This window comes from Gibbsiella quercinecans (assembly GCF_002291425.1).
In the GTDB taxonomy this organism is placed as follows: Bacteria; Pseudomonadota; Gammaproteobacteria; order Enterobacterales; family Enterobacteriaceae; genus Gibbsiella; species Gibbsiella quercinecans.
Map to the genome: position 1 here is coordinate 1,086,573 of NZ_CP014136.1, position 21,264 is coordinate 1,107,836.

The window sequence follows — 21,264 nt, forward strand, 5'->3', positions numbered from 1 at the left end:
ATCTGTTTTATTCAACAATTCACCCGCCTGGCGCCCAAACCCCGCGCAGCAGGTGGCAAACGGATCGTTAAACAGCGCGGCCTTCCTGTTCCAACCGTGCCTGATGCAGCATATGCAAGGTTATTTTTCGTACTTCAGCTTTACTGACGGCTATGTGTTGGCTTAACAGCGTGAGCGCCTCCTCGCTATGACGTTGTAAAATCGCCCGCAAAATGGCGGCGTGTTCGTTGTAGGTGGCATCGACCCGCGCCGTTTTGGTGAAATCCAGACGGCGGATGATGCAGATTTTCTCCGTCACGTCGCGGTGGATACGGGCGATTTCGCCGTTGCCCGCCGCCGCCACCAGCGCCATATGGAACTGCTCGTCCTCTAACGCCACTGCCTTGCCGTCTTCCAGCCTGGGCGCGGCGATCCAGAAACTTTCCAGCTCCGCCAATGTGGCAGGCACCTTCCCCGGCGGACGAGCGCACAGCCGCCTGACGGATTCACGTTCCAGCACCACGCGCAGGTCGTATAATTCTTCGAAATAATTGAAATCAAAGGGCCGCACCTGCCAACCGCTGCGAAAATGCACTTCGACATAACCTTCACGCTCCAGCCAAAACAGAGCCTGGCGCACCGGGGTGCGGCTAACGTCCATACGCTGCGCAATTTCGTTTTCACTAAAGCGATCGCCCGGCAGTAAATGAAAATTGAAGATGTCATCCTTGAGCTGCAGGTAGATGCGCTCTGCCAGCCCCTCCGGCCGCGCTTTGGTTCGGTTATTGGTAATTTGCATAGCGCTTTCCCCTTGCCCTCTCCCACAGGGAGAGGGGATCGATGACGCCCTCACCCTAACCCTCTCCCACAGGGAGAGGGGATCTGCGGCATCGTTTGCAACCACGGGGACTGATGCCCTCGCCCCTCCCATAGGGAGAGGGGATCCCGTCACCGCGCGATATAATTGCGCCAACCGCCAAATTCCGTGATGTCCTCTGCGCCCTGCAGCGCCCACGGCTCGCAGATAAACCCTTTTACCCGGCGGCCATCCGCCAGAACCAACGTGCCGATGCCGAGCGGCGCGAGGATTTCAGCCACAAATTCGCCGAAGCGCGCCAACGGGATATCCCATAGCTCAACGCTGATCGCCGCGCCGCCGTCTTCCCGCACCAGTCCCGGCTTCGGCGGCTGGGTGTCGGCCAACGCATATAACCGGTAACACGGAGCGGTGGTGGTCTGTTCCACGCGCACCGCCTGGCGTTCGGTCAGTTGGTAATTAAGCGGCATACCAGAAAGGTGAGCGCCCACTACTGCCACACGTGCGTAGTTCTCAGCAAATGGCAGTGGCTGCGGCGGCGGTAAGGGGCGCCCGGTAGCGCCAAGCGGTAATTCCAGGGCCTGCTGCCAGCGCTGGCCAAATGCCGCCAGCGCCCGGTCATGCCAGGCCGGTGCAATCAGCGTGATGCCGGCCGGCAAGCCGTCGGCACGCATTGGCGCCGGTAGCGCCAGCGCACTGAGATCGGCCAGATTGGTGAAGTTGGTGTAAATGCCAAACTGCGAGTTGAATAACACCGGCTCCTGGGCCATTTCCGCCAGCGTGCGGATCGTCGGCGAAGTGGGAACCACCAGCGCATCAAACTGCGCCAGTTGCAGGTGAATGCGGCGTGCCAGTTCGGCCCGCAGGTATTCGGCTTTGTAGGCATCGCAGGCGCTGTACTGCAGGCCGCTGCTGACGATGCCGCGCACCACCGGGTTGATGGCCTGCGGATTGCTTTGCAGCAGTTCCTCCACCGCCACGGTGCGTTCCGCCACCCAGGGGCCGTAATAGAGCTGCTCGGCCAGTTCGCGGAACGCCGTGAAATCAATGGGTTCCAGTTGGGCGCCGATGGCCTGCAACTGTGCCAATGCCTGTTGAAATGCCTGTTCCGCCAGCCGATCGCCAAAGAACTCCGGCGCGGCCGGAACGGCAAAGCGTGGCGCTGCCGGCAGATCTGCCGGGGCGGTGTTGGGGTTATGGCGTGAATAAGCATCGGCGGCGTCAAAGCCGCCGGCCAGTTCGGCCACCAGCGCCGCATCCGCGACCGTCAGGGCGAACACGGAAAGGGTGTCGTTCAGCCGGCAAGCCGGCACCAGGCCGCTGCTTGAAAGCCAGCCTTTGGTGGGCTTCAGCCCGACGATATTGTTGAACCCGGCCGGAACGCGGCCAGAGCCGGCAGTATCGGTACCCAACGAAAACGGCACCAGGCCGCGCGCCACCACCGAAGCCGAACCGGAGCTGGAGCCGCCGCTAACGTAACGGCTGTCAAAGCTGTTAACCACCGCGCCATGCGGTGAGCGAGTGCCTACTAACCCAGTGGCAAACTGATCGAGGTTGGTTTTGCCCACCACAATGGCGCCGGCGGCACGCAACTTGGCCACCACGGCGCCATCGGCATCGGCCTGATAGCTGAACGCCGGGCAGGCCGCCGTGGTCGGCCAACCGCCGACGTCGATGTTGTCTTTTACCGCAAAGGGCACGCCAAACAAGGGTAAACGGCTGAGATCGCCCTCAACCGCCGCCAGGCGCTGTGCCAACTGTTGGTATTGGGCTTCACACTGGGCCGCGGTGGCGTGATACAGCCAGGCGTTGTCGCTGCCGCCAAGGCTGGCAAGCAGAGCATTGATAACCGTGCGCACGCCATCAATGCGTGCGCCAACCGGCTGGGTTTGATAGAAACGTTGCCATTCGGTGAGCGTAAAACCGAATTGCTTTACAGACTGGGCCATCCGTTGAATTCCAACTAGTACACAAGATGGAATCATCAGAGCAAGGGGCGTGCCAGCTTTATACTCGTCATACTTCAAGTTGCAGGTGTGTTGGCTTTCCTCGCTTACCCCAGTCACTTACTCCAGTAAGCTCCTGGGGATTCGCTGCGTCGCCGCCTTCCTGCAACTCGAATTATTTAGAGTGTATATCGTTATGATTTTCGCCGTGAAAAGGCCTTAACGGGGTGCGTTAAACTCAGCGGCGCACCACTGGCGAGCGGGCGCTGAGCAAAAACGGTGCATAACATCCCCCCCTGAGAGTTTCCGCTTAGGCCGCGCCGCGCACGCGCTGCGCCAGGCCTTTAAGGAAATAACGCAGCATCTGATCGCCGCATGGCCGGTAGTTCTTGGTGCCCTCTTTCCGAAACAGCGCATTCAGCTCCGGCTTGGAAATGCGGAAATCAACGGCGCTGAAAATGGCGTGCATATCGGTGTCTTTCAGCTCAAACGCGACACGCAGCTTTTTTAGCACCTGATTGTTGGTGACCGGCAGTTCCACCGCCGGTGCCGGGTATTTGTCGTCTTTACCGCGTTTGAAGAACACCAAGCCATTGAGAAAATGCGCCATCACTTGATCCGGGCATTGTTCAAAGCCGGGCTCGCCTTCCTTGATCACATAACGGCCCATCGCAGCGGCATCGACGTTAAAACCGTCCAGCGAGACGATTTCCGCCATTTTTGCATCGTTAATACTTAGCATGTAGCGCACGCTGCGCAGCACATCATTGTTAATCATGGTATAGCCTTTTATTACGGGCACGACAGGCGGCCGCACGCCGGGAAGATGTGCGGCAGTATAGGCAGACGGCCAGGGTTTCTCAATCGCTTTGACCGTTGGGCGCCAGGCAATGGCGCTTTTTACCCATAGGCCTTCCCTGCCCGCCCCGCTTAGGCCAGCGGCTGGCGCGGGCGGAAGATGTGGTCCACGCCCTGCGCGCGCAGCCGGTTAACCAGATCGAGCCCGCCGTTTGGCGTGGCGTGCGCCAACAGCCGCTCATTTTCAAACACCGGGCTGGCCCAGAAGATATTGACCGGATCGCCGTACTGCTCCGGCAGCTTCAGGTGCTCCTGGTAAGGGTAAAAGGCGGAAGAAAGCACATAGCCTTCATACCCCTGCGGCGCCACTTCCGATTCCAGCGTGTGGCCTTCACCAAGCCAGGTGAGCCGCGCCCAGGGCACATGGGCAAAGCCAGCCAGCGCGCTGGCCATCTGCACCGCGTTCTCCTCGGTCATATACTGCCCATCAATGGCAATCCCCATTTCCATGCGGCGATAGCGGGCGGCATCGTCGTTGAACAGGATATCCACCCACGGCATCGGCCGGATGCTGACCCCCATGGTGAGGAAGTAATAGATGCCGTCGCGCTCGTGCTGGGTGATCGCCATCGGCGGCCATTTGCCCTGGTCGATGGCGTAATATTTTACCGACGGGCCGAAATGCTGCTCGTAGCAGGCGCCGTAATCGCGCTGGATCGTCGGCCACGGGTTACCTTCCTCACGCTGCCAACTGCGCCAGAACTGGCGCGTATTTTCCGCCTGTGCGTACTGCACGTTGGTGGAGGCAGAGCCCAGCGGATAGGCCAGCGGGCTTTCTTTAATACAGCTGGCGGAATAGCACACCGAATGGTCGATATACAGGCTCCAGCCCGGGATCACCGCCAGCAGTTGGCCGTAATACCACAGCGCGGCGCCGTCGTCGCTCTCCGCCCATACCACCAACAGCCCTTCCGGGTTGAGCGGGGCCTCGCCTTCCAGATTGCGGCAAAACTCGGCGGCCAGCATCGGCGGCTGCCCCATCTCCAGCGCGGCGCGGTCTTCCTGCTGCGGCGCTGCGGCCAGGTTGCGCAGCCAGCAGGCCCGCACCTGAAAACGTTCACTGTACGCTTCCGTGGGGTAAATATAAAAATAGGCGGCGCGATGATCTTGCTGCACCACGGCCACCAGCGTTTGGTTCTCGTTACTGACTTCGGCAAGTACAGTAGACTCGTTCATATCGCCTCAATAGGTCACCACGCGGCAATCACCGCCGCGCGCCAGATAAATGGGTTTTCACCAGTGTAAAACGCAAAGCCAGGCGGGATCACGCGTAAAAGTCCGAAAAAGCCAGACTTACGCCTGCCGTTGCCCGTCTGCCGCCGCATTATTGATGCGCCGCTGCGCGCGATGATAGGAGCCGTTGCGCACCGATGCGCGCAGCACTTTCGCCGTGCCGGCCACGCCGGCACGCACCAGCCGGCGCTGTATCGCCCCTTGGCGAAGCCCCAGTTGCTGCTGCGCCCAGCCCGGCAGCAGATCGATACCGGCCCGCATCACCAGGGCGCCGAACGGCCGCGCCAACAGGCTGGGCGCCGGTGCGCCAAGCAGGATTCGCGCCACTTCACGCGTTCGCGCGTCGCAAACCAATTGCCCGCGCATCTGCTGCAAATAATCGGCCACCTCCGCGCAACTGGCCGGGATATCGCGCGCGCCCAACGCTTCGGCCACGCGCGCGGCTTCCTGGTAGTAGCGATCCTGCTGCGCCGGCGGCAAGGCCGGGTTGCGGTAGCGCAGGTGCGCCGCCAGAAAACTGCGGCTTTCCGCCACGTGCACCCAGGTCAGCAGTTGCGGATCGCTGGCGGCATAGGGCGTGCCGTCGGCGGCGTAGCCATTCACGTGCTGATGAATCGCCTTAACGCGGGCGATCAGCCGCTGCGCGTCGGCGCTGGCCGCAAAGGTGGTGGCGGAAATAAACTGGCCGGTGCGGCGCAGCCGGCCAAGCATATCGTTGCGAAAATTGGAGTGATCCCATACCCCGGCCAGCGCCAGCGGGTGCAGCATTTGCAACAGCAGTGCGCTGACGCCGCCGCACAGCATTGAGGTGAAATCGCCGTGCACCTGCCAGATCGTGGTCTGCGGCCCGAACAGCCCCGGATCCCCCGGTGGGTTTTCAAAGTCGATCCCGCCCAGCGTTAGCCCGCTTAGGCTGTGCACCTGTTTTTCGATCGCTGCGCGTACTGTTTCCATCCCGGCCCTCTTTGCTGTTGCGGCCAGTCTATCATGGGAATGCAGCGGCGTTTAACCTTGCCGCCGCCGTTCACCGGGCACGCCTGCCGGCCAAGCGCTCAATCACGCCGCGGGCTTTTCGCTTAGATTTCAATCATTAGTATACTTTATAACTCATTATAAAAAAGAAGCATAAGTAATACTTATTGCATTCTTCCTGCCGGTATCAAGCCCCGGTAGGATTGGTAGCAATTTTTACCTGGCAGCATGATTTTTACGTCTTCCTATCAAACCGGCCCTGACGGTATGATGCGCGGCCACCGGAATACGTAGACTTTTTATTTAAGGATTATTGTCACAATGATCGTTCTTTCGAACGTTTGTAAAACTTTTGACAGCGCTCAAGGCCGTGTAATCGCCGTGGACGACGTCAATCTTAACGTTGAGGCCGGGCAAATCTACGGCATCATTGGCTACAGTGGTGCAGGGAAAAGCACGCTCATCCGCTTACTCAACGGCCTGGAAACCCCCACCAGCGGCAGTATCCGCATCAATGGTTTTGATATTGCCAAGGCCAGCCATGATGAATTGCGCCGGGCGCGCCTGAAAATCAGCATGGTGTTCCAGCACTTCAACCTGCTGTGGTCGCGCACCGTCAGCGAGAACATCGCCTTTTCCCTACAGATTGCCGGCGCCGCCAAAGCGCGCATCAAGCAACGGGTGGCGGAATTGATTGCGCTGGTCGGCCTGCAAGGGCGCGAAAACGCCTACCCTTCGCAACTGAGCGGCGGCCAGAAACAGCGCGTCGGCATCGCCCGCGCCCTGGCCAACAACCCGGACGTGCTACTGTGCGACGAGGCCACCTCGGCGCTCGATCCGCAAACCACCGACGCCATCCTCGATTTGCTGCTGGATATCAACCGCAAGCTGAACCTGACCATCGTGTTGATCACCCATGAAATGCACGTGGTGCGGAAAATCTGCCACCGCGTCGCAGTGATGGAAAATGGCCGCATTGTGGAAGAAGGGCCGGTGATTGACGTCTTCACCCGGCCACAGCAGCCGATCACCCAGCAGTTTGTGAAGCAGGTTTCGCAATATCAGGAGACAGAGGAGAGCTTTAACCCGCAGTTGACCGAACACCTGCAGGGCACCATTTTCAAGCTGACGTTTGTCGGCATGCAGACCCATCAGGCGGTGATTTCCGACGTTATCCAACGTTACGGCCTGAGCATCAATATTCTGCACGGCAAAATCAGCCACACGCTGAACGGCACATTTGGCGAACTGTATATTCATACCGTGGGCAGCGAACAGCAAATCGCCGGGATGCGGGAATTATTGCAAGAACGGGATATCGCCGTTGAGGTTGTTAAACATGATTGAGTCGCTGTTCCCTCACCTGCGTATTGACCAACTGTTAGACGCCACGCTGGAAACGCTGTACATGACCGGCATCGCCGGCCTGGCCACCCTGATCCTGGGCATCGTGCTTGGCGTGATCCTGTTTTTAACCTCTAAGGGCCAACTGCTGCAAAACCGCCCGATCTACCTGCTGATCTCAGCCATAGTGAACATCTTCCGCTCCATCCCGTTCATTATCCTGATCGTGTTGCTGATCCCTTTCACCAAAACCTTGATCGGCACCATTTTGGGCGCAGACGCCGCACTGCCGGCGCTGATCGTCGGCGCAGCGCCGTTCTACGCACGCCTGGTGGAGATCGGCCTGCGTGAAGTGGATAAAGGAGTGATTGAAGCGGCGCGCTCCATGGGGGCGAAAACCCGTACCATCATCTTCCGCGTGCTGTTGCCGGAATCATCGCCGGCGTTGGTTTCCGGCATCACCGTCACGCTGATCGCGCTGGTGAGCTACACCGCAATGGCTGGCGTGATCGGCGCGGGCGGGCTGGGCAACCTGGCGTATCTGGAAGGCTTTCAACGCAACCATAGTGATGTAACGCTGGTGGCGACACTGATGATTTTGTTGATCGTGTTCGTCATCCAGTTTATTGGCGACACAGTAACCACACTGCTCGATAAACGTTAATAACAGGAATAATGACGATGAAAAAACAACTCATGATGTTAGCCTTCGCTTCGCTGACGGCGCTGGCGTCTTTCACCGCCGCAGCGCAAACCAAACTGGTGGTGGGCGCTTCCAACGTGCCGCACGCCGAAATCCTTGAACAGGCAAAACCGATCCTCGCCAAAGAAGGCATCGATCTGGAAATCAAACGCTTCCAGGACTACATCCTGCCGAACACCGCACTGGCCAGCCACGATATCGACGCTAACTACTTCCAACACGTGCCGTACCTGAACTCGGTGCTGAAAGACCACGCCGATGACAAGAGCTATGACTTCGTCAGCGCCGGCGCCATCCACATCGAACCTATCGGTATCTACTCGAAAAAGTACAAGAGCCTGAAAGATCTGCCGGAAAACGGCAAAATCATCATGCGCGATGCGGTGGCTGAAGAAGGCCGTATTCTGTCTATCTTTGAACGTGAAGGGGTGATCAAGCTGAAACCGGGCGTGAGCAAGGTGGATGCGCGGATTTCCGACGTGGTGGAAAACCCGAAACATCTGAAGTTCCTGGCTAACGTGGAAGGTGCGCTGCTGCCGCAGATGTACAACAACGATGAAGGCGATGCGGTGGTGATTAACGCCAACTACGCGATCGACGCCGGCCTGAACCCCATCAAAGACCCTATCGCGGTTGAAAGCGGCGTAGATAACCCTTACGCCAACATCATTACCGTGCACAAGGCCGACGTTAACAAGCCGGAGATCGTCGCGTTGGTGAAAGTGCTGCACTCTAAGCCGATTCAGGACTTTATCCGCGAAAAATATCAGGGCGCGGTTATTCCGGTTGACCAATAAGCCACCGCGTTTCCCCCTATTGCGTTAAACCCCCTCGCCACAGCGGCGAGGGAGTTTTTTATGTTTTACGCAACGCTTCCGCCTGGCACAGGTGCGGCCACACGGCCATCAGCGCCGCCAACAGTTGCAGCAGATCTTCGTGGTTTGCGCCTTCACGCGCCTGAACCGACATCCCTTCAATGTTGCAGATGATGAACTTCGCCAGCAGCATGGTATCGGTGTGCAGCGCTACTTCGCCCTGCTGCACTTTGCGATCAAAACACGCTTTCAGGCTGGCCTCTTGCTCCTGGTGTTTTTTCTGCAACATCGCCGCAATGGCGCCCGCTGAAGACGATAACGCCGAAGAAGTACACACCATAAAACACCCCGACGGCGTATCAGGATCGGTAAATACCTTCACGTAGGCGTGAATGTAGGCCTCGATGATGGCGGCAACCGGCTCATCCCGTTCCAGTATCCGGTTGGTACAGGCGGTGTACTTTTCCAGATAGCACTCTACGGCCGCAAGGAACAGCCCCTCTTTGTTGCCAAACTCGGCATACAGCGTCGGCGCTTTGGCGCCGGTCACCGCGACCAGATCGGCCAGCGAGGTGGATTCATAGCCGTCGCGCCAGAACAGCCTCAACACCTGGTCGAGCGCCCGATCGCGATCGAACTGTTTCGGTCTGCCGCGTGTTTTTTTCTCACACATCTTTTTTTCGTTAGTCGTCATGGCATTTCCCCTGGTTCATTAATAGCGCACTATTAACTTAACGTTCATTATAAAAAAATATTGCATCGCCGTCGAGAAAAGACTAGCATTTAGTTATCGATCGTTAATTAATTTAGCGAATACGAAAACCAATACTGAAAAAACGACACAAACAGGAAATAACATTATGAAAAACATTAAAATGGCACTTGCAGCTATCGCACTGACCACGGTTTCTTTTGGTTCATTCGCCGCTCAACTGGTTACCGAACAACCGGCAAATGCGCAAAAAATCGGCGTAGTTACCGCCACCGGCGCCACCGATCTGACCAGCATGGAAAACCAGCTTTCCGCCCAGGCGGATAAAGCCGGTGCCAAAGCCTTCCAGGTTATCGACACCACCGGTAACAACAAACTGCATGGCACGGCGATCATCTACAACTAATGCCGCACGCCTGTATATAAACAGCAAGCATTAGCGCCCCTGGCCCTCTTTTTACATCGAGGAGCCAGGTGCTTCTTCTCCAAGCCCTCCTGATTTCCCCGACCAGATCCCCTCAAATAAAACAAAAATGAATAACAAGTTAAATTAAGTTATTTAATTGCTATATGCGTGTTTTGTTATCGTCTCTACTCTCCCCCAGCCATGAGATAACACGATGAAACAGAACCTATTGGGCGCTTCTTTGCTCGCCCTGACACTGCTGCTTGCCAGCGCCGCCGCACCGGGAACCGCGTTTGCCGAGGATGCGCCAAAAACCATCAATATCGGCTATCAAAAAGCCAATATCTTTGCCCTGTTGAAATACCGCGGCACATTGGACGAAAACTTCAAACGGCAAGGGATCGCCGTGCGCTGGGTGGAATTCCCCGCTGGCCCGCAGATGCTGGAAGGCTTGAACGTCGGCAGTATCGATCTGGCCGCCACCGGCGATGCGCCGCCGACTTTTGCCCAGGCGGCAAAGGCCGATCTGGTGTATCTGGCGCACTCACCGGCCAACCCTAAAACGGAAGCGATTGTGGTGCCGGAAAACTCGCCCATCCATAACGTGGCGGATTTGAAAGGCAAGCGCGTCGGCCTGAACAAGGGCTCAGACGTCAACTACCTGCTGGTGACCGCGCTGGAAGACGCCGGCTTAACCTATAAAGACATCACTCCCGTCTATCTACCGCCCAGCGATGCGCGCGCCGCCTTCCAGCAGGGCGCCATCGATGCCTGGGTGATTTGGGATCCGTTCTACGCCGAGGTGGAAACCAACGCCAAAGCGCAGTTGATAAAAAACGCGGAAGGGTTGGTACCGCACTACACCTTCTATCTGGCCAGCCGGAAATTTGCCGACACTTACCCGCACACGGCGCAACAGGTGATTAATGAGCTCGCCACGCTAAGCGACTGGGCCAACAAAAACCCGCAGGAAGCGGCAAAAATCTTGTCTGACTCGACCGGGCTGGACGCCGCTATTTGGGGGCGTGCGTTGGCGCGTATGCCGTTCGGCGCGCAGCGGATGACGCCAGAGGTATTCCAGCAGCAGCAGGTACTGGCGGATAAATTCACCCAGATCGGGTTGTTGCCGGTGAAGGTTGACGTCAGCAGCGCCAAATGGTCGCAGGATCGGTAAGCATCCGGCGCTCCGCGCTGGGAGCGCCGATAGATTTCAGCGGTGATTCAGCCGGCGCGACAAGCGATCGCCGAAGAACTGCAGCAGTGTGACTAACGCCACCAGCACCACGATAACCGTCAACATCACCTGGGTATCAAAGCGCTGGTAGCCATAACGATAGGCCAAATCCCCCAACCCACCGGCGCCGATGGCGCCGGCCATCGCCGAGGCGTTGATCATCGTCACCAGCGTGATGGTAAAGCCGCTGACAATGCCCGGCCGCGCCTCCGGCAGCAAAACGTGCCAGACGATGTGCCAACGGTTAAACCCCATCGCCTGCGCCGCTTCAATCAGGCCATCATCCACTTCACGCAGGCTGACTTCCGCGATGCGGGCAAAGAACGGCATCGCCGCCAGCGTCAGCGGCACCGTTGCCGCCCACACGCCATACGACGTGCCGACAATCATGCGGGTAAACGGGATCAAAGCGACCATCAGGATCAGAAACGGGATCGAGCGGAACAAGTTCACCAGCCAGCCCAGCACGCGGTTAAGCAACCGGCTGGGATACAGCGAGCCGCGATCGGTCACCACCAGGATCACCGCTAACGGCAGCCCCATGATCAACGCCAACAGCGAGGACACCCCCACCATCATCAGCGTTTCAACCAACCCCGCCCACAGGCGATCAAGAAGCAGCGACATAACCGAGGATCTCCACGTGATCGGCAAGCCCGGCGGGCAATGGCTGCGGCAACGGCTGCGCCACCCGCAGTAAAAGCTGGCCGATGTTTTTACCCTGTACGTTTTCCAGCGAACTTTGCAGCAGCGTAATATCGCTGCCGAATGCTGCTATCAGATGATTGAGCTGCGGCATTGCGCCGCTGCCGTTATAGCGCAGGCGGATAAGCGGGCCATAGCCGGCGGCAGGTTCCGGCCGCAGCCGCCGTTGCAGATCTTCCGGCAAGGCATCGCGATCGGGGGCCAACAGGATACGCGTGGTTTCCTGCTGCGGATTGCCGTACACCTGCCAAACCGGCCCGCTTTCGACGATCTCACCGCGCTCAATCACCGCGACGCGCTGGCAAAGATCGTGGATCACATCCATTTCATGGGTGATCAGCACGATCGTAATATGCAGTTCACGGTTGATTTTTCGCAGCAGCGCCAAGATCGAGCGGGTGGTTTCAGGATCCAACGCCGACGTGGCTTCATCGCACAGCAGCAGTTCCGGATCGTGCACCAGCGCCCGGGCAATACCGACGCGCTGCTTCTGCCCGCCGGAAAGCTGCGCCGGGTAGGCGTGTTGCCGCGCTTCCAGCCCCACCAGCGCCAGCAGCGTGTCGGTTTTCTGCCGCCGCACGGCGGCGGGCACGCCGGCAACGCGCATCGGCAATTCAATGTTTTCCCGCACGGTTTTGGCCGAAAGCAAATTGAAATGCTGGAAAATCATGCCGGTGCGCCGGCGCCAGGCCACCAGCTGCGCGTGCGTCAACGACCCCAGATCCACGCCGTCGATCACCACCTGGCCCGCCGTGGGCTCTTCCAGGCGGTTAAGCAGGCGAATCAACGTCGATTTGCCCGCCCCGCTGCGGCCTATGATGCCGAAGATCTCCCCGCGCCGAACCTGCAAATGGATATTTTTCAGCGCATCCGTTTGTTGCCCGGGGTAACGTTTCACCACCGCAGACAGCTTCACATGCCAGTCACCCGGCCGGCGGGTTGACGCTTCGGCCCATTCAGCGGCGTTTTCCGGCATCACCAAACTGCTCATGGCTACTGGCTCCAACCGGGTTGATAAAGTTTGCCGTAGAAGCTATCCAGCTTGGCGCGCACCACGGGTGAATGCTGGTAGATATCGACAAACTTGCGCAGCCGCGGATCGTCCTGGTGGCCATCGCGGATCACAAACTGGATCACGTATTCCGGGTTTTCCAGCCCGTCGAACAACAGCGCGTTGTTGGGATCAATCGCCCCGGACAAGCGCAGGTAATGTGGGTAGCCCTGCGCCAGATCCACTTCATCCAGCGAGCGCGAAAGCTGCACCGCTTCCACTTCGATGATCTTGAGCTTTTTCGGGTTTTCAACAATATCGCTCTGGGTGGATTTGATGCCGCTGCCCGGTTTCAATTTGATCAGCCCGGCTTTTTGCAGCAGCAACAGCCCGCGCCCGCCGTTGATCGGATCGTTGGCGATCGCTACCGTGCCGCCTTGCGGGATCTGATCCAGCTTGCTGTGCTTTTTCGAGTAAAGCCCGACGTTGTTAATGATGGCCGGCGCGTAAGCCACCAGATGGAAGCCGCTTTCTTGGTTGGCGTTATCCAAAAATGGCCGGTGCTGGAACAGGTTTACGTCAATATCACCGTTTTCCAGGCTGACGTTAGGGGCGATCCAATCGCTGAATTCGATCAGTTCAACATTCAGCCCCTGCTTTTTGGCTTCTTCGACGGCGGTTTCCAGCGGCGGGGCAAACGCCGCGGTGGTGCCCACTTTCAACGGCCCGCTGTAATCGGCCGCCACAGCGGCGTGGGCGATGCCCAATAGGGCGGCAAACAGGACATGGCGCGCACGGAATAAGGAAAATGACATGGTAAAAGCTCCAGGAGGTTAGGCAATAATGCGATCGCCGGCCGCGGCCGGTGTACGCCAACGGGCAGCAGGGTGGCTTGTCGGCAGGCAATCCTGCTGCTGAAAAAGTTTTTTCCTGAACGAGCCGGCGGCATAGGCGGTTTTATAACGGCCGCGGGCCTGCAGTTCAGGGATCACCAGATCGATAAAATCGGTATAGCTTTGCGGATTAACAATGCGCGTCAGGTTGAAGCCATCAATCCCGGCCTGGTCCACCCATAGCAGCAGGTGATCCGCCACCTGCTGCGGATCGCCGACGATCAGCGGGTAACGCCCACCCAGCGCATGCTGTTCCAGCAGCCGTCTTTTGGTCCAGCCGCTGTAAGTGTTGGATACCGATTCGATCGCCCGTGTTGGCCCGCCGGCAACCGGCTCATCGAGGGCAAAACGGGAAAAATCAATGCCGGTCGAGCTGGAAAAGTGCGCCAGCCCCGCTTCCGGGCTGGCGTAGCGCAGATATTCCTGATGCTTTTCCTGCGCCTCGCGCGCCGTGGGGGCGACGATCACGCTGATGCCCATGAAGATTTTCAGATCTTCCGCCGCCCGCCCGGCCTCGACCACGGCGGCCCGCAGCTTATCGACCTGCGCCTTCATGGCCGCCGGCGTGGCGCCGTTAACAAAGGTGCATTCCGCATGACGGGCGGCAAAACGGATGCCGCGCGCCGAAGCGCCGGCCTGGAACAGCAGCGGCGTGCGCTGCGGCGAAGGTGAAGACAGGTGGTAGCCCTCCACCTGGTAAAATTCCCCGCGGTGGCGGATTTGATGAATTTTATCGGCGGCGGCATAGATACGCCGCTGCTTGTCGGCCAGCACCGCATCATCCTGCCAACTGCCTTCCCACAGTTGATACGCCACGTCCAGGAACTCATCGGCCTGATCGTAGCGGCGATCGTGGGCCACCAACTGTTGCTGGCCCATGGCCCGCGCCGCGCTGTCCAGATAGCCGGTTACGATGTTCCACCCTACCCGCCCCTGGCTAAGATGATCCAGGGTGGAAAAGCGGCGCGCGAATAAATACGGCGATTCATAGCTGACGTTGGCCGTTAAGCCAAAGCCCAGGTGCTGCGTCACGCTCGCCATCGCCGATACCAGCAACAGCGGATCGTTAACCGGCAGTTGAATGGCTTCGCGCGCGGTCAGATCAATGCCGTTTTGATAAACGTCATACACCCCCAAAATATCGGCGATAAACAGGCCGTCGAACAGCCCGCGCTCCAGCAGGCGGGCCAGATCGAGCCAATACTCCAGGCGATTGAACTCCACCGAGCGGTCCTGCGGATGCGTCCACATGCCGTGGTGGATATGCCCTACGCAGTTCATGTTGAACGCATTGAGCAGGATTTCTTTGTTCGCGCTTGGGCTCATAGCGTCCCCCGCCGCGCGGGCAGCACGCCGTTGAGCACGTAATTGCCGATCGCCGGGAACTTCCAGCGTACCGGATCGTGCAGCGTGTGGGTGCGGGCATTGCGCCAGTGGCGATCCAACTGGTATTCCTGCAGCGTGGCGCGCGAACCGGACAGTTCGAACAGCAAATTCGCCGCCGCCAGGGAGAGCTCCGTGGTCCAGGCGCGGGCTTTGGCAACCTCAACAGAGGCCACCGCCACCGTTTCGGCATCGCTGTGCTGCTGCGCGGCATCTACCGCGTCGCCCGCCAGCGCCAGCAACGCTTCGCCGGCCTGCAAGCGCGCCGCCAACCGGCCGAGGCGATCCAGCGTCAGCGGATCGTCGCCGGCTTTTTCCACCCCGGCATCCGGCCATGGCCGCGAGCGCTCGCGCACGAACGCCAGCAGATCCTGGAACGCGGCCCGGGCGATCCCTTGATCAATCGCCGCATGCAGGATCTGGGCGAACGGGCCAACGGCCGTCGGGCGATCAAACGCCGCCTGGAACGGCACGATATCCTGCTCGTCCACGTTGCAACGTTCAAAAATGACCGTGCCGCTGCCGGTGGTTCGCTGGCCAAAGCCCGACCAATCGTCGATCACCTGCACGCCGGCCGCCCGGCGCGGCACGAACACCAGTTGTTCACTCCCCTGCTCGTTGTAGGCGGCGGTAGGAATGCGATCGGCAAACAGCGCGCCGGTGGCGTAAAATTTGCGTCCCTCCAGCAACCAGTTCCCCTGTTGGCGGTAGACACGCGTGGTGCGTTGGTGCGCCGCTGGCGCCTGAAACTCTGCCAACGCATTGCCGAAATGCGCCCCGGCCAGCACTTCGGCGTACAGCCGCTGTTTTTGCGCTTCGCTGCCGTTAACCCGCAGCACCTCCAGCGCATAAAAATGGTTTTGCGGTATCTGGCCGATCGAAGCATCCGCTTCGCTCAGGGTGGTCATCAGCTTCGCCAGCTCTGCGGTCGGCAAAGCTATCCCGCCATAGGCCCGCGGCACGGTCACCGCGCCAAGCCCAGAGCGGAACAGGGCGCGCAGTTCATCAACCGGCAGCTGCCGTTGGCGATCGCGCTCGCCCGCGCCGCGGCGAAACTGCTGCGCCAGTTGCCCGGCCACCTGGTGCGCCGCTTCCGCGCTGTCGATCCGCGTTGCCTGTTCGCCGGTATCAGGTTGATATGTCATCGCAATCTCCTTAAATCCAGGCGTGGCGCACCGGGAACTGCCCATTCAGGTAATAGTTGCCGATGGCATGGTTTTTCCAGCGCACCGGATCGTGCAGGGTGTGGGTGCGGGCATTGCGCCAGTGGCGATCGAGCCCATGTTCCAGCAGGGTGCCGCGGCTGCCGGCCCACTCCAGCAGTTTTTCGCTTGCCAGCAAGGCCACCTCGGTGGTCAACACTTTGGCTTCGGCAACGGCGATTGACGCTCTGGCCGCATCGGCCGCCGTCAGGTTGGCCGGATCGAGCGCGTCCAGCAGGCGCGCGGCGCGCTGCAACAGCGCATTCGCCGCGGTCAATTCCATACTCACCCGGCCGATATCCGCCACCAGGTAGGGATCTTCCGCGTTGCTGCTTACCCCCGCATCCACCCAGGGGCGCGAACGGGCACGCACAAATTCGCAGGCTTCGTCCAACGCGCCCTGCGCAATTCCGGCGTCAATCGCGGCCTGGATCAACTGCGATACCGGCCCGCGCAGGGAGGGCTTTTCAGTATCCGGCTGCGGAATCACCAACGCCGGATCCACCGGCGTATCACGCAGGCGCACGGTGCCGCTGGCCGTGGTGCGCTGCCCCATGCCGGACCAATCATCAATAATCTCCAGCCCCGGCGCCGGGCGCGGAATAAACGCCATCACCGCCTGGCCGGCATTGTTTAATGCCGTGGTCACCACGATATCGGCGAACAGCGCCCCGGTGGAATAAAACTTATCGCCGGTCAGTTGCAGCCCCTGCGGCGTTTGCCGCAAACGCGCTTGCACTTCCCGCGTATGGCGGGTGTTTTTTTCCGGCCCGCCGTTGCCTAAACGCTGCCCGGCGACAATGCGTTCAAACAGATAACGTTGTTGTTCTACCGTGCCTTCATCAAGAATAAATTGAATAATGCCGAAATGATTTTGCGGTATTTGGCCAAGGGCCGGATCGACGGCGGAAATTAAACGGAAAACTTCAGCTATCGTGGTATAAGGCAAACCGCCGCCGCCCCATTTGCGCGGCACGGAAATAGATCCCAGCCCGCTAAAGGTGAAAAGGGCCAGCAGCTCCGCCGGGTAAATGCGCTCACGATCGCGCAGCACTGCCTCTTTGCGTGCCGCCTGGGCAACCGCCTGCGCGGCCTGCAGCGCCTCCTGTTCGTTTGTGATAACGCGGGCAATAGCAGCATCACCATGCTCAGGCATGATTATTCCTCTGATTAGGGTAGAAGCATTACGAGAATTACCGCTAAGGGCAGTAATTCATTAAAAGGTGAAATATATGTTATTGAGTCGATAATAATAACCGGCCCAACCAGAAGTAAAGGGAAGTCATTATTAGAATAATGGCAAAGGTTAGCGAATTATTTAATATAGCTGGCAGCATTGTCTATTTGCTTTACTAAGCCCAGCCCCGCATGGGGTATACTGTATCTTTGTTAACCGTATGGCGTTTTTTATCATGACTTCCCTCGTTTTTAGCAAATATCACGGGCTTGGCAACGATTATCTGGTCTGCCATCGTTCGGTGGCAGACCAACTGGATAAAGAACAAATCCGCATTCTGTGCCACCGCCATTACGGCATCGGCGCCGACGGGCTGTTAATCGACAGCGGCGACGCCAGTGCCCCAACCCTACGCATCATCAACCCAGATGGCTCCGAGGCGGAAAAAAGCGGCAACGGCCTGCGGATTTATGCCCGCTATTTATTTGATTGCGGCCGCGTTGGCCACCCGCCTTTTCTGGTGCACACCGCCGGCGGCGATGTGCATTGCCAGGTTGGGCAAGACAAGCATCAGATCACCGTGGAAATGGGCCATGCCAACTTTAACCCAGCGGCGCTGCCAGCGCTGATCGAAAGCCCTGAAGCGCTGGATTATCCGTTGCCACTGGCCGGCGGCCCCATTAAGGTTTCGCTGGTGTCGATGGGCAACCCGCACTGCGTGGTACGGGTAGATAAGCTGGATCTGGCCCAGGTGCGCCAACTGGGGCCGCAAATCGAACATCATCCGTTATTCCCTAAACGCACCAACGTGCAATTGGTGGAAGTGGTCGATCGCCACACGATCCGCATCGGTATTTGGGAACGGGGCGCCGGGTTTACGCTGGCTTCCGGCAGCAGCAGTTGCGCCGCCGCCAGCGTGATGCGTAAGCTCGGGCTGGTGGATGATCAGGTGGTGGTGCAGATGCCCGGCGGCGAGCTACAGATTAGTTTTAGCGCGGGCTTCCTGGTAACCATGCGCGGCCCTGTGCATAAAATTGCCACCGTTACGCTCGATCCGGACTGCCTGCTCCCCGGCCTGCTGGCGCTCTATCCAGCGCCTTTTCACGCCTGACATTTCCCTTTTGACAAAATTGGATCATGATTAAAACAGGCTGCGCCCCCTTCCCTATCCGGTTGCACTTGCCCCGCCGGCACAAGCGCACCGCTGGCAATCGCCTATCCGGCGCCGGCTAAAGGCCGGCTAGCCCCCTTTCACCAACCGGGATATTGTCTCATGACGCAAAAAACCACCCTGCTGCAATTTTTCCATTGGTATTACCCCGACGGCGGCAAACTTTGGCACGAGGCGGCCGAGCGTGCGGCGCAAATAGCCGAACTCGGCATTACCGATGTTTGGCTGCCGCCGGTTTATAAAGGGGCGAGCGGCGGCTACTCGGTGGGCTACGATACCTATGACCTGTTTGATCTGGGGGAGTTTGACCAGAAAGGCAGCACGGCCACCAAATATGGCGACAAGGAGGCCCTGCTCAACGCCACGGCGGCGTTGCGCGATAACGGCCTGCGCGTGATCTATGACGTGGTGTTCAACCATAAAATCGGCGCCGACGAAAAAGAGCAGGTACACGTTTACCGGGTGGACGCGAACGATCGCAATAATATCGATGATGAAGGGCTGGATGCGCTGGCCTATACCCGCTTTACCTTTCCGGGGCGCCAGGGGCAGTATTCAAAATTCATCTGGGATTATAAATGCTTCAGCGGCGTTGATTATATTGAGCAGCCGGATGAAAAAGGCATTTTCAAGATCGCCAACGACTACGGCGACGAGGGCTGGAACGAGCAGGTTGACGACGAAAAAGGCAATTTCGACTACCTGATGGGCGCCGACGTGGAGTTCCGCAATAGCGCCGTGGTGGAAGAGTTGAAATACTGGGGACGCTGGCTGATGGAAACGCTGCCGTGCGATGGCTTCCGGCTGGACGCCGTCAAGCATATCCCCGCCTGGTTTTTCAATGACTGGGCGGAGCACGTGCGCGCCGCTGCCGAACGCGATCTGTTCATCGTGGCGGAGTATTGGTCGCCCGATCTGGATGCGCTGCAACAATATATCGATCTGGTGGAAGGCCAAATCATGCTGTTCGATGTGGGGCTGCACCTGAAATTCCACCTGGCGTCGCAGCAGGGCGATGAGTTTGATATGGCGAACATCTTCGCCGATACCCTGGTCGCCAACGATCCCGCCCACGCCGTCACCTTTGTCGCCAACCACGATACCCAACCGCTCCAGTCCCTGGAGGCGCCGGTAGCCCCGTGGTTCAAACCGCTGGCCTATGCGCTGGTGCTGCTGCGTGAACAAGGCGTGCCCTGCGTGTTCTATCCCGATTTGTACGGTGCCAGCTATGAGGACCAAGGGGACGACGGCGGTGAGTACCAGATAGACCTGCCGGTTATTCCCGAGCTGGCGCAGTTGATTGCCGCGCGCCAGCGCTTTAGCAACGGCGCACAAACCGATTATTTCGACGATAAGCACTGTATCGCCTTCAGCCGCAGCGGCACCGCGGAAGCCCCGGGCTGTGTGGTGGTGCTGACCAATGGCGCAGAAAGCAGGAAAACCGTCGGCCTGGGCGAAGCCCTCGCCAACACAACCTGGCGTGATTTTCTCGGCCATCGTGAAGAGGAGATCGTGACTGACGAGCACGGCAATGCTACGTTCACGGTTAACGGCGGCAGCGTTAGCGTTTGGATTTTGGCCGAAAATTTGTAATGCTGGCGTGTACAGACTGGTAACGGTGGGAAACTACTTTGGCGCTTTCCGGTCTAAATCACGCTGTTGACAGCAGTAACCCATTCACACCGGAGCCTAAATAGGGTACAAGGCTGCATGAAAATACCAAAACGACTCCAGCCATTGGTTGATGATGGTTTAATTGATGACGTCATCCGCCGCTTGAAAAGCGGCAAAGAGGCCGATGTGTTTATCGTGCGCTGTGGCGATGAGATCCGCTGCGCCAAAGTGTACAAAGAAGCAGAAAAACGCAATTTCAAGCAGGCCGTGAACTACCAGGAAGGCCGCAAGGTGCGCAACAGCCGCAACGCGCGCGCCATGAGCAAAGGCTCGCGCTTTGGCCGCCAGCAGCTTGAAGAAGCCTGGCAAAACACAGAAGTAGACGCACTCTATCTGCTGGCGAAAGCAGGCGTGCGCGTGCCGCAGCCGGATATTTGCCTGGACGGCGTGCTGCTGATGGAGCTGATCACCGACGAAGAAGGCATGGTGGCGCCGCGCCTGAGCGATATTACGCTGGAGCCGCAGCAGGCGCTGGCCGATCACGCGTTGATGATGAACTACGCCGTCCGCATGCTGTGCGCCGGGCTGGTTCACGGCGACCTGTCGGAATTCAACGTATTGATGGATAAAGACGGCCCGGTGATTATCGACTTGCCGCAGGTGGTCGATGCAGCGGCCAACAACCATGCCAAAAGCATGTTCGAACGCGACATTAATAATATGACGCAATATTACGGCCAATTTGCGCCGCAGCTGCTTGGCAGCCAGTACGCCAAGGAAATTTGGGCGTTATATCAGGAAGGCAACCTGACGCCGGAGAGTGAACTGAGCGGCTACGTGGCCGAGGACAATAAGCGCGCCGATATTGGCGCCGTACTGGAAGAAATTCAGGCCGCCCACGATGAGCACCAACGGCAGCAACTGGCCCGGCAAGAAAATAATCAGTAAGGCTCCAGATAAAAAAATACCCTGTCTTTACATAGGGTATTTTATATAAGTATGTCAGTAAGCGGTTACGCTAACGAAACATCCGGCTGTTTAGTAATACGGTTACGCAAATCACGGCGCACAATTTCAATCGACCAGAACCAGAATACATGGCCGATAAA

Annotated in this window: 20 protein-coding genes; 8 read left to right on the plus strand and 12 right to left on the minus strand. The window is 58.6% G+C overall.

Translation table 11 applies throughout. From position 1 onward, the window contains the following. Window positions 1–67: 67 nt before the first annotated feature. The 5 genes from ACN28Q_RS04965 to ACN28Q_RS04985 form a co-directional block, all read right to left on the minus strand. The gene (locus ACN28Q_RS04965; protein WP_095845322.1) at window positions 68–778 is read right to left on the minus strand and encodes a GntR family transcriptional regulator; all 711 of its coding nucleotides are present in this window, start codon (window positions 776–778) and stop codon (window positions 68–70) included. Between the two features lie 149 nt (window positions 779–927). After that, entirely contained in the window at window positions 928–2,745 is a 1,818-nt protein-coding gene (gene atzF / locus ACN28Q_RS04970) for an allophanate hydrolase (protein WP_095845323.1), read from the minus strand. A gap of 307 nt (window positions 2,746–3,052) precedes the next feature. Further along, entirely contained in the window at window positions 3,053–3,520 is a 468-nt protein-coding gene (locus ACN28Q_RS04975; RefSeq protein ID WP_095845324.1) for a YehS family protein, read from the minus strand. 152 nt (window positions 3,521–3,672) lie between these two features. Next, window positions 3,673–4,776: a suppressor of fused domain protein gene (locus ACN28Q_RS04980; RefSeq protein WP_095845325.1), complete on the minus strand. Its 1,104-nt coding sequence runs from the start codon at window positions 4,774–4,776 to the stop codon at window positions 3,673–3,675. 117 nt (window positions 4,777–4,893) lie between these two features. Then, window positions 4,894–5,787, minus strand: coding sequence for an oxygenase MpaB family protein (locus ACN28Q_RS04985; protein WP_095845326.1), 894 nt, complete (start codon window positions 5,785–5,787; stop codon window positions 4,894–4,896). Between the two features lie 339 nt (window positions 5,788–6,126). On the opposite strand from ACN28Q_RS04985, the gene ACN28Q_RS04990 reads away from it, so the two are divergent. Genes ACN28Q_RS04990 through ACN28Q_RS05000 form a run of 3 tightly spaced genes read left to right on the plus strand, consistent with a single transcriptional unit; the run spans window position 6,127 to window position 8,649 of the window. Beyond that, a complete protein-coding gene (locus ACN28Q_RS04990) occupies window positions 6,127–7,152 on the plus strand; it encodes a methionine ABC transporter ATP-binding protein (protein WP_095845327.1) in 1,026 nt (341 codons plus the stop codon). Continuing rightward, window positions 7,145–7,813: a methionine ABC transporter permease gene (locus ACN28Q_RS04995; RefSeq protein ID WP_095845328.1), complete on the plus strand. Its 669-nt coding sequence runs from the start codon at window positions 7,145–7,147 to the stop codon at window positions 7,811–7,813. Before ACN28Q_RS04990 ends, ACN28Q_RS04995 begins: the two co-directional genes overlap by 8 nt. Before the next feature lie 17 nt (window positions 7,814–7,830). Continuing rightward, on the plus strand, window positions 7,831–8,649 hold the full coding sequence (locus ACN28Q_RS05000) for a MetQ/NlpA family ABC transporter substrate-binding protein (protein ID WP_095845329.1): 819 nt from the start codon (window positions 7,831–7,833) through the stop codon (window positions 8,647–8,649). Between the two features lie 58 nt (window positions 8,650–8,707). Here the strand turns inward: ACN28Q_RS05000 and ACN28Q_RS05005 are convergent, their stop codons facing one another. After that, entirely contained in the window at window positions 8,708–9,361 is a 654-nt protein-coding gene (locus ACN28Q_RS05005; protein WP_095845330.1) for a TetR/AcrR family transcriptional regulator, read from the minus strand. Between the two features lie 166 nt (window positions 9,362–9,527). Between ACN28Q_RS05005 and bhsA the strand changes: the two genes are divergently transcribed. Both bhsA and ACN28Q_RS05015 read left to right on the plus strand, forming a co-directional pair. After that, a complete protein-coding gene (gene bhsA / locus ACN28Q_RS05010) occupies window positions 9,528–9,785 on the plus strand; it encodes a multiple stress resistance protein BhsA (RefSeq protein WP_095845331.1) in 258 nt (85 codons plus the stop codon). Between the two features lie 214 nt (window positions 9,786–9,999). Beyond that, window positions 10,000–10,959 carry a sulfonate ABC transporter substrate-binding protein gene (locus tag ACN28Q_RS05015; RefSeq protein WP_095845332.1) on the plus strand — a complete coding sequence of 320 codons (960 nt, stop codon included), beginning with the start codon at window positions 10,000–10,002 and terminating at the stop codon, window positions 10,957–10,959. A 36-nt stretch (window positions 10,960–10,995) separates the two neighbouring features. Here ACN28Q_RS05015 and ACN28Q_RS05020 read toward each other — a convergent pair whose 3' ends face one another. From ACN28Q_RS05020 to ACN28Q_RS05045, 6 genes are read right to left on the minus strand one after another with little or no spacing between them, the layout of a single operon-like run. Next, on the minus strand, window positions 10,996–11,646 hold the full coding sequence (locus ACN28Q_RS05020; RefSeq protein WP_095845333.1) for a methionine ABC transporter permease: 651 nt from the start codon (window positions 11,644–11,646) through the stop codon (window positions 10,996–10,998). Continuing rightward, window positions 11,630–12,715, minus strand: coding sequence for a methionine ABC transporter ATP-binding protein (locus ACN28Q_RS05025; protein WP_095845334.1), 1,086 nt, complete (start codon window positions 12,713–12,715; stop codon window positions 11,630–11,632). The genes ACN28Q_RS05020 and ACN28Q_RS05025 overlap by 17 nt, the downstream gene beginning before the upstream one ends. A gap of 2 nt (window positions 12,716–12,717) precedes the next feature. Beyond that, window positions 12,718–13,530: a MetQ/NlpA family ABC transporter substrate-binding protein gene (locus tag ACN28Q_RS05030; protein ID WP_095845335.1), complete on the minus strand. Its 813-nt coding sequence runs from the start codon at window positions 13,528–13,530 to the stop codon at window positions 12,718–12,720. An 18-nt stretch (window positions 13,531–13,548) separates the two neighbouring features. Next, a complete protein-coding gene (locus tag ACN28Q_RS05035; protein WP_095845336.1) occupies window positions 13,549–14,934 on the minus strand; it encodes an LLM class flavin-dependent oxidoreductase in 1,386 nt (461 codons plus the stop codon). Next, complete coding sequence (locus tag ACN28Q_RS05040) at window positions 14,931–16,136, minus strand: SfnB family sulfur acquisition oxidoreductase (protein ID WP_095845337.1); 1,206 nt, start codon at window positions 16,134–16,136, stop codon at window positions 14,931–14,933. Before ACN28Q_RS05040 ends, ACN28Q_RS05035 begins: the two co-directional genes overlap by 4 nt. Before the next feature lie 10 nt (window positions 16,137–16,146). Further along, window positions 16,147–17,349 (minus strand): SfnB family sulfur acquisition oxidoreductase, encoded by a 1,203-nt coding sequence (locus tag ACN28Q_RS05045; protein ID WP_095845338.1) that lies wholly within the window; start codon window positions 17,347–17,349, stop codon window positions 16,147–16,149. Between the two features lie 256 nt (window positions 17,350–17,605). On the opposite strand from ACN28Q_RS05045, the gene dapF reads away from it, so the two are divergent. The 3 genes from dapF to ACN28Q_RS05060 all read left to right on the plus strand — a co-directional run bounded on the left by dapF (window position 17,606) and on the right by ACN28Q_RS05060 (window position 21,103). Next, window positions 17,606–18,481 (plus strand): diaminopimelate epimerase, encoded by an 876-nt coding sequence (gene dapF, locus ACN28Q_RS05050; protein WP_095848921.1) that lies wholly within the window; start codon window positions 17,606–17,608, stop codon window positions 18,479–18,481. Between the two features lie 162 nt (window positions 18,482–18,643). After that, window positions 18,644–20,134 (plus strand): alpha-amylase, encoded by a 1,491-nt coding sequence (gene amyA, locus ACN28Q_RS05055; protein ID WP_095845339.1) that lies wholly within the window; start codon window positions 18,644–18,646, stop codon window positions 20,132–20,134. 117 nt (window positions 20,135–20,251) lie between these two features. After that, entirely contained in the window at window positions 20,252–21,103 is an 852-nt protein-coding gene (locus ACN28Q_RS05060; protein WP_095845340.1) for a PA4780 family RIO1-like protein kinase, read from the plus strand. Window positions 21,104–21,264 lie beyond the last annotated feature (161 nt).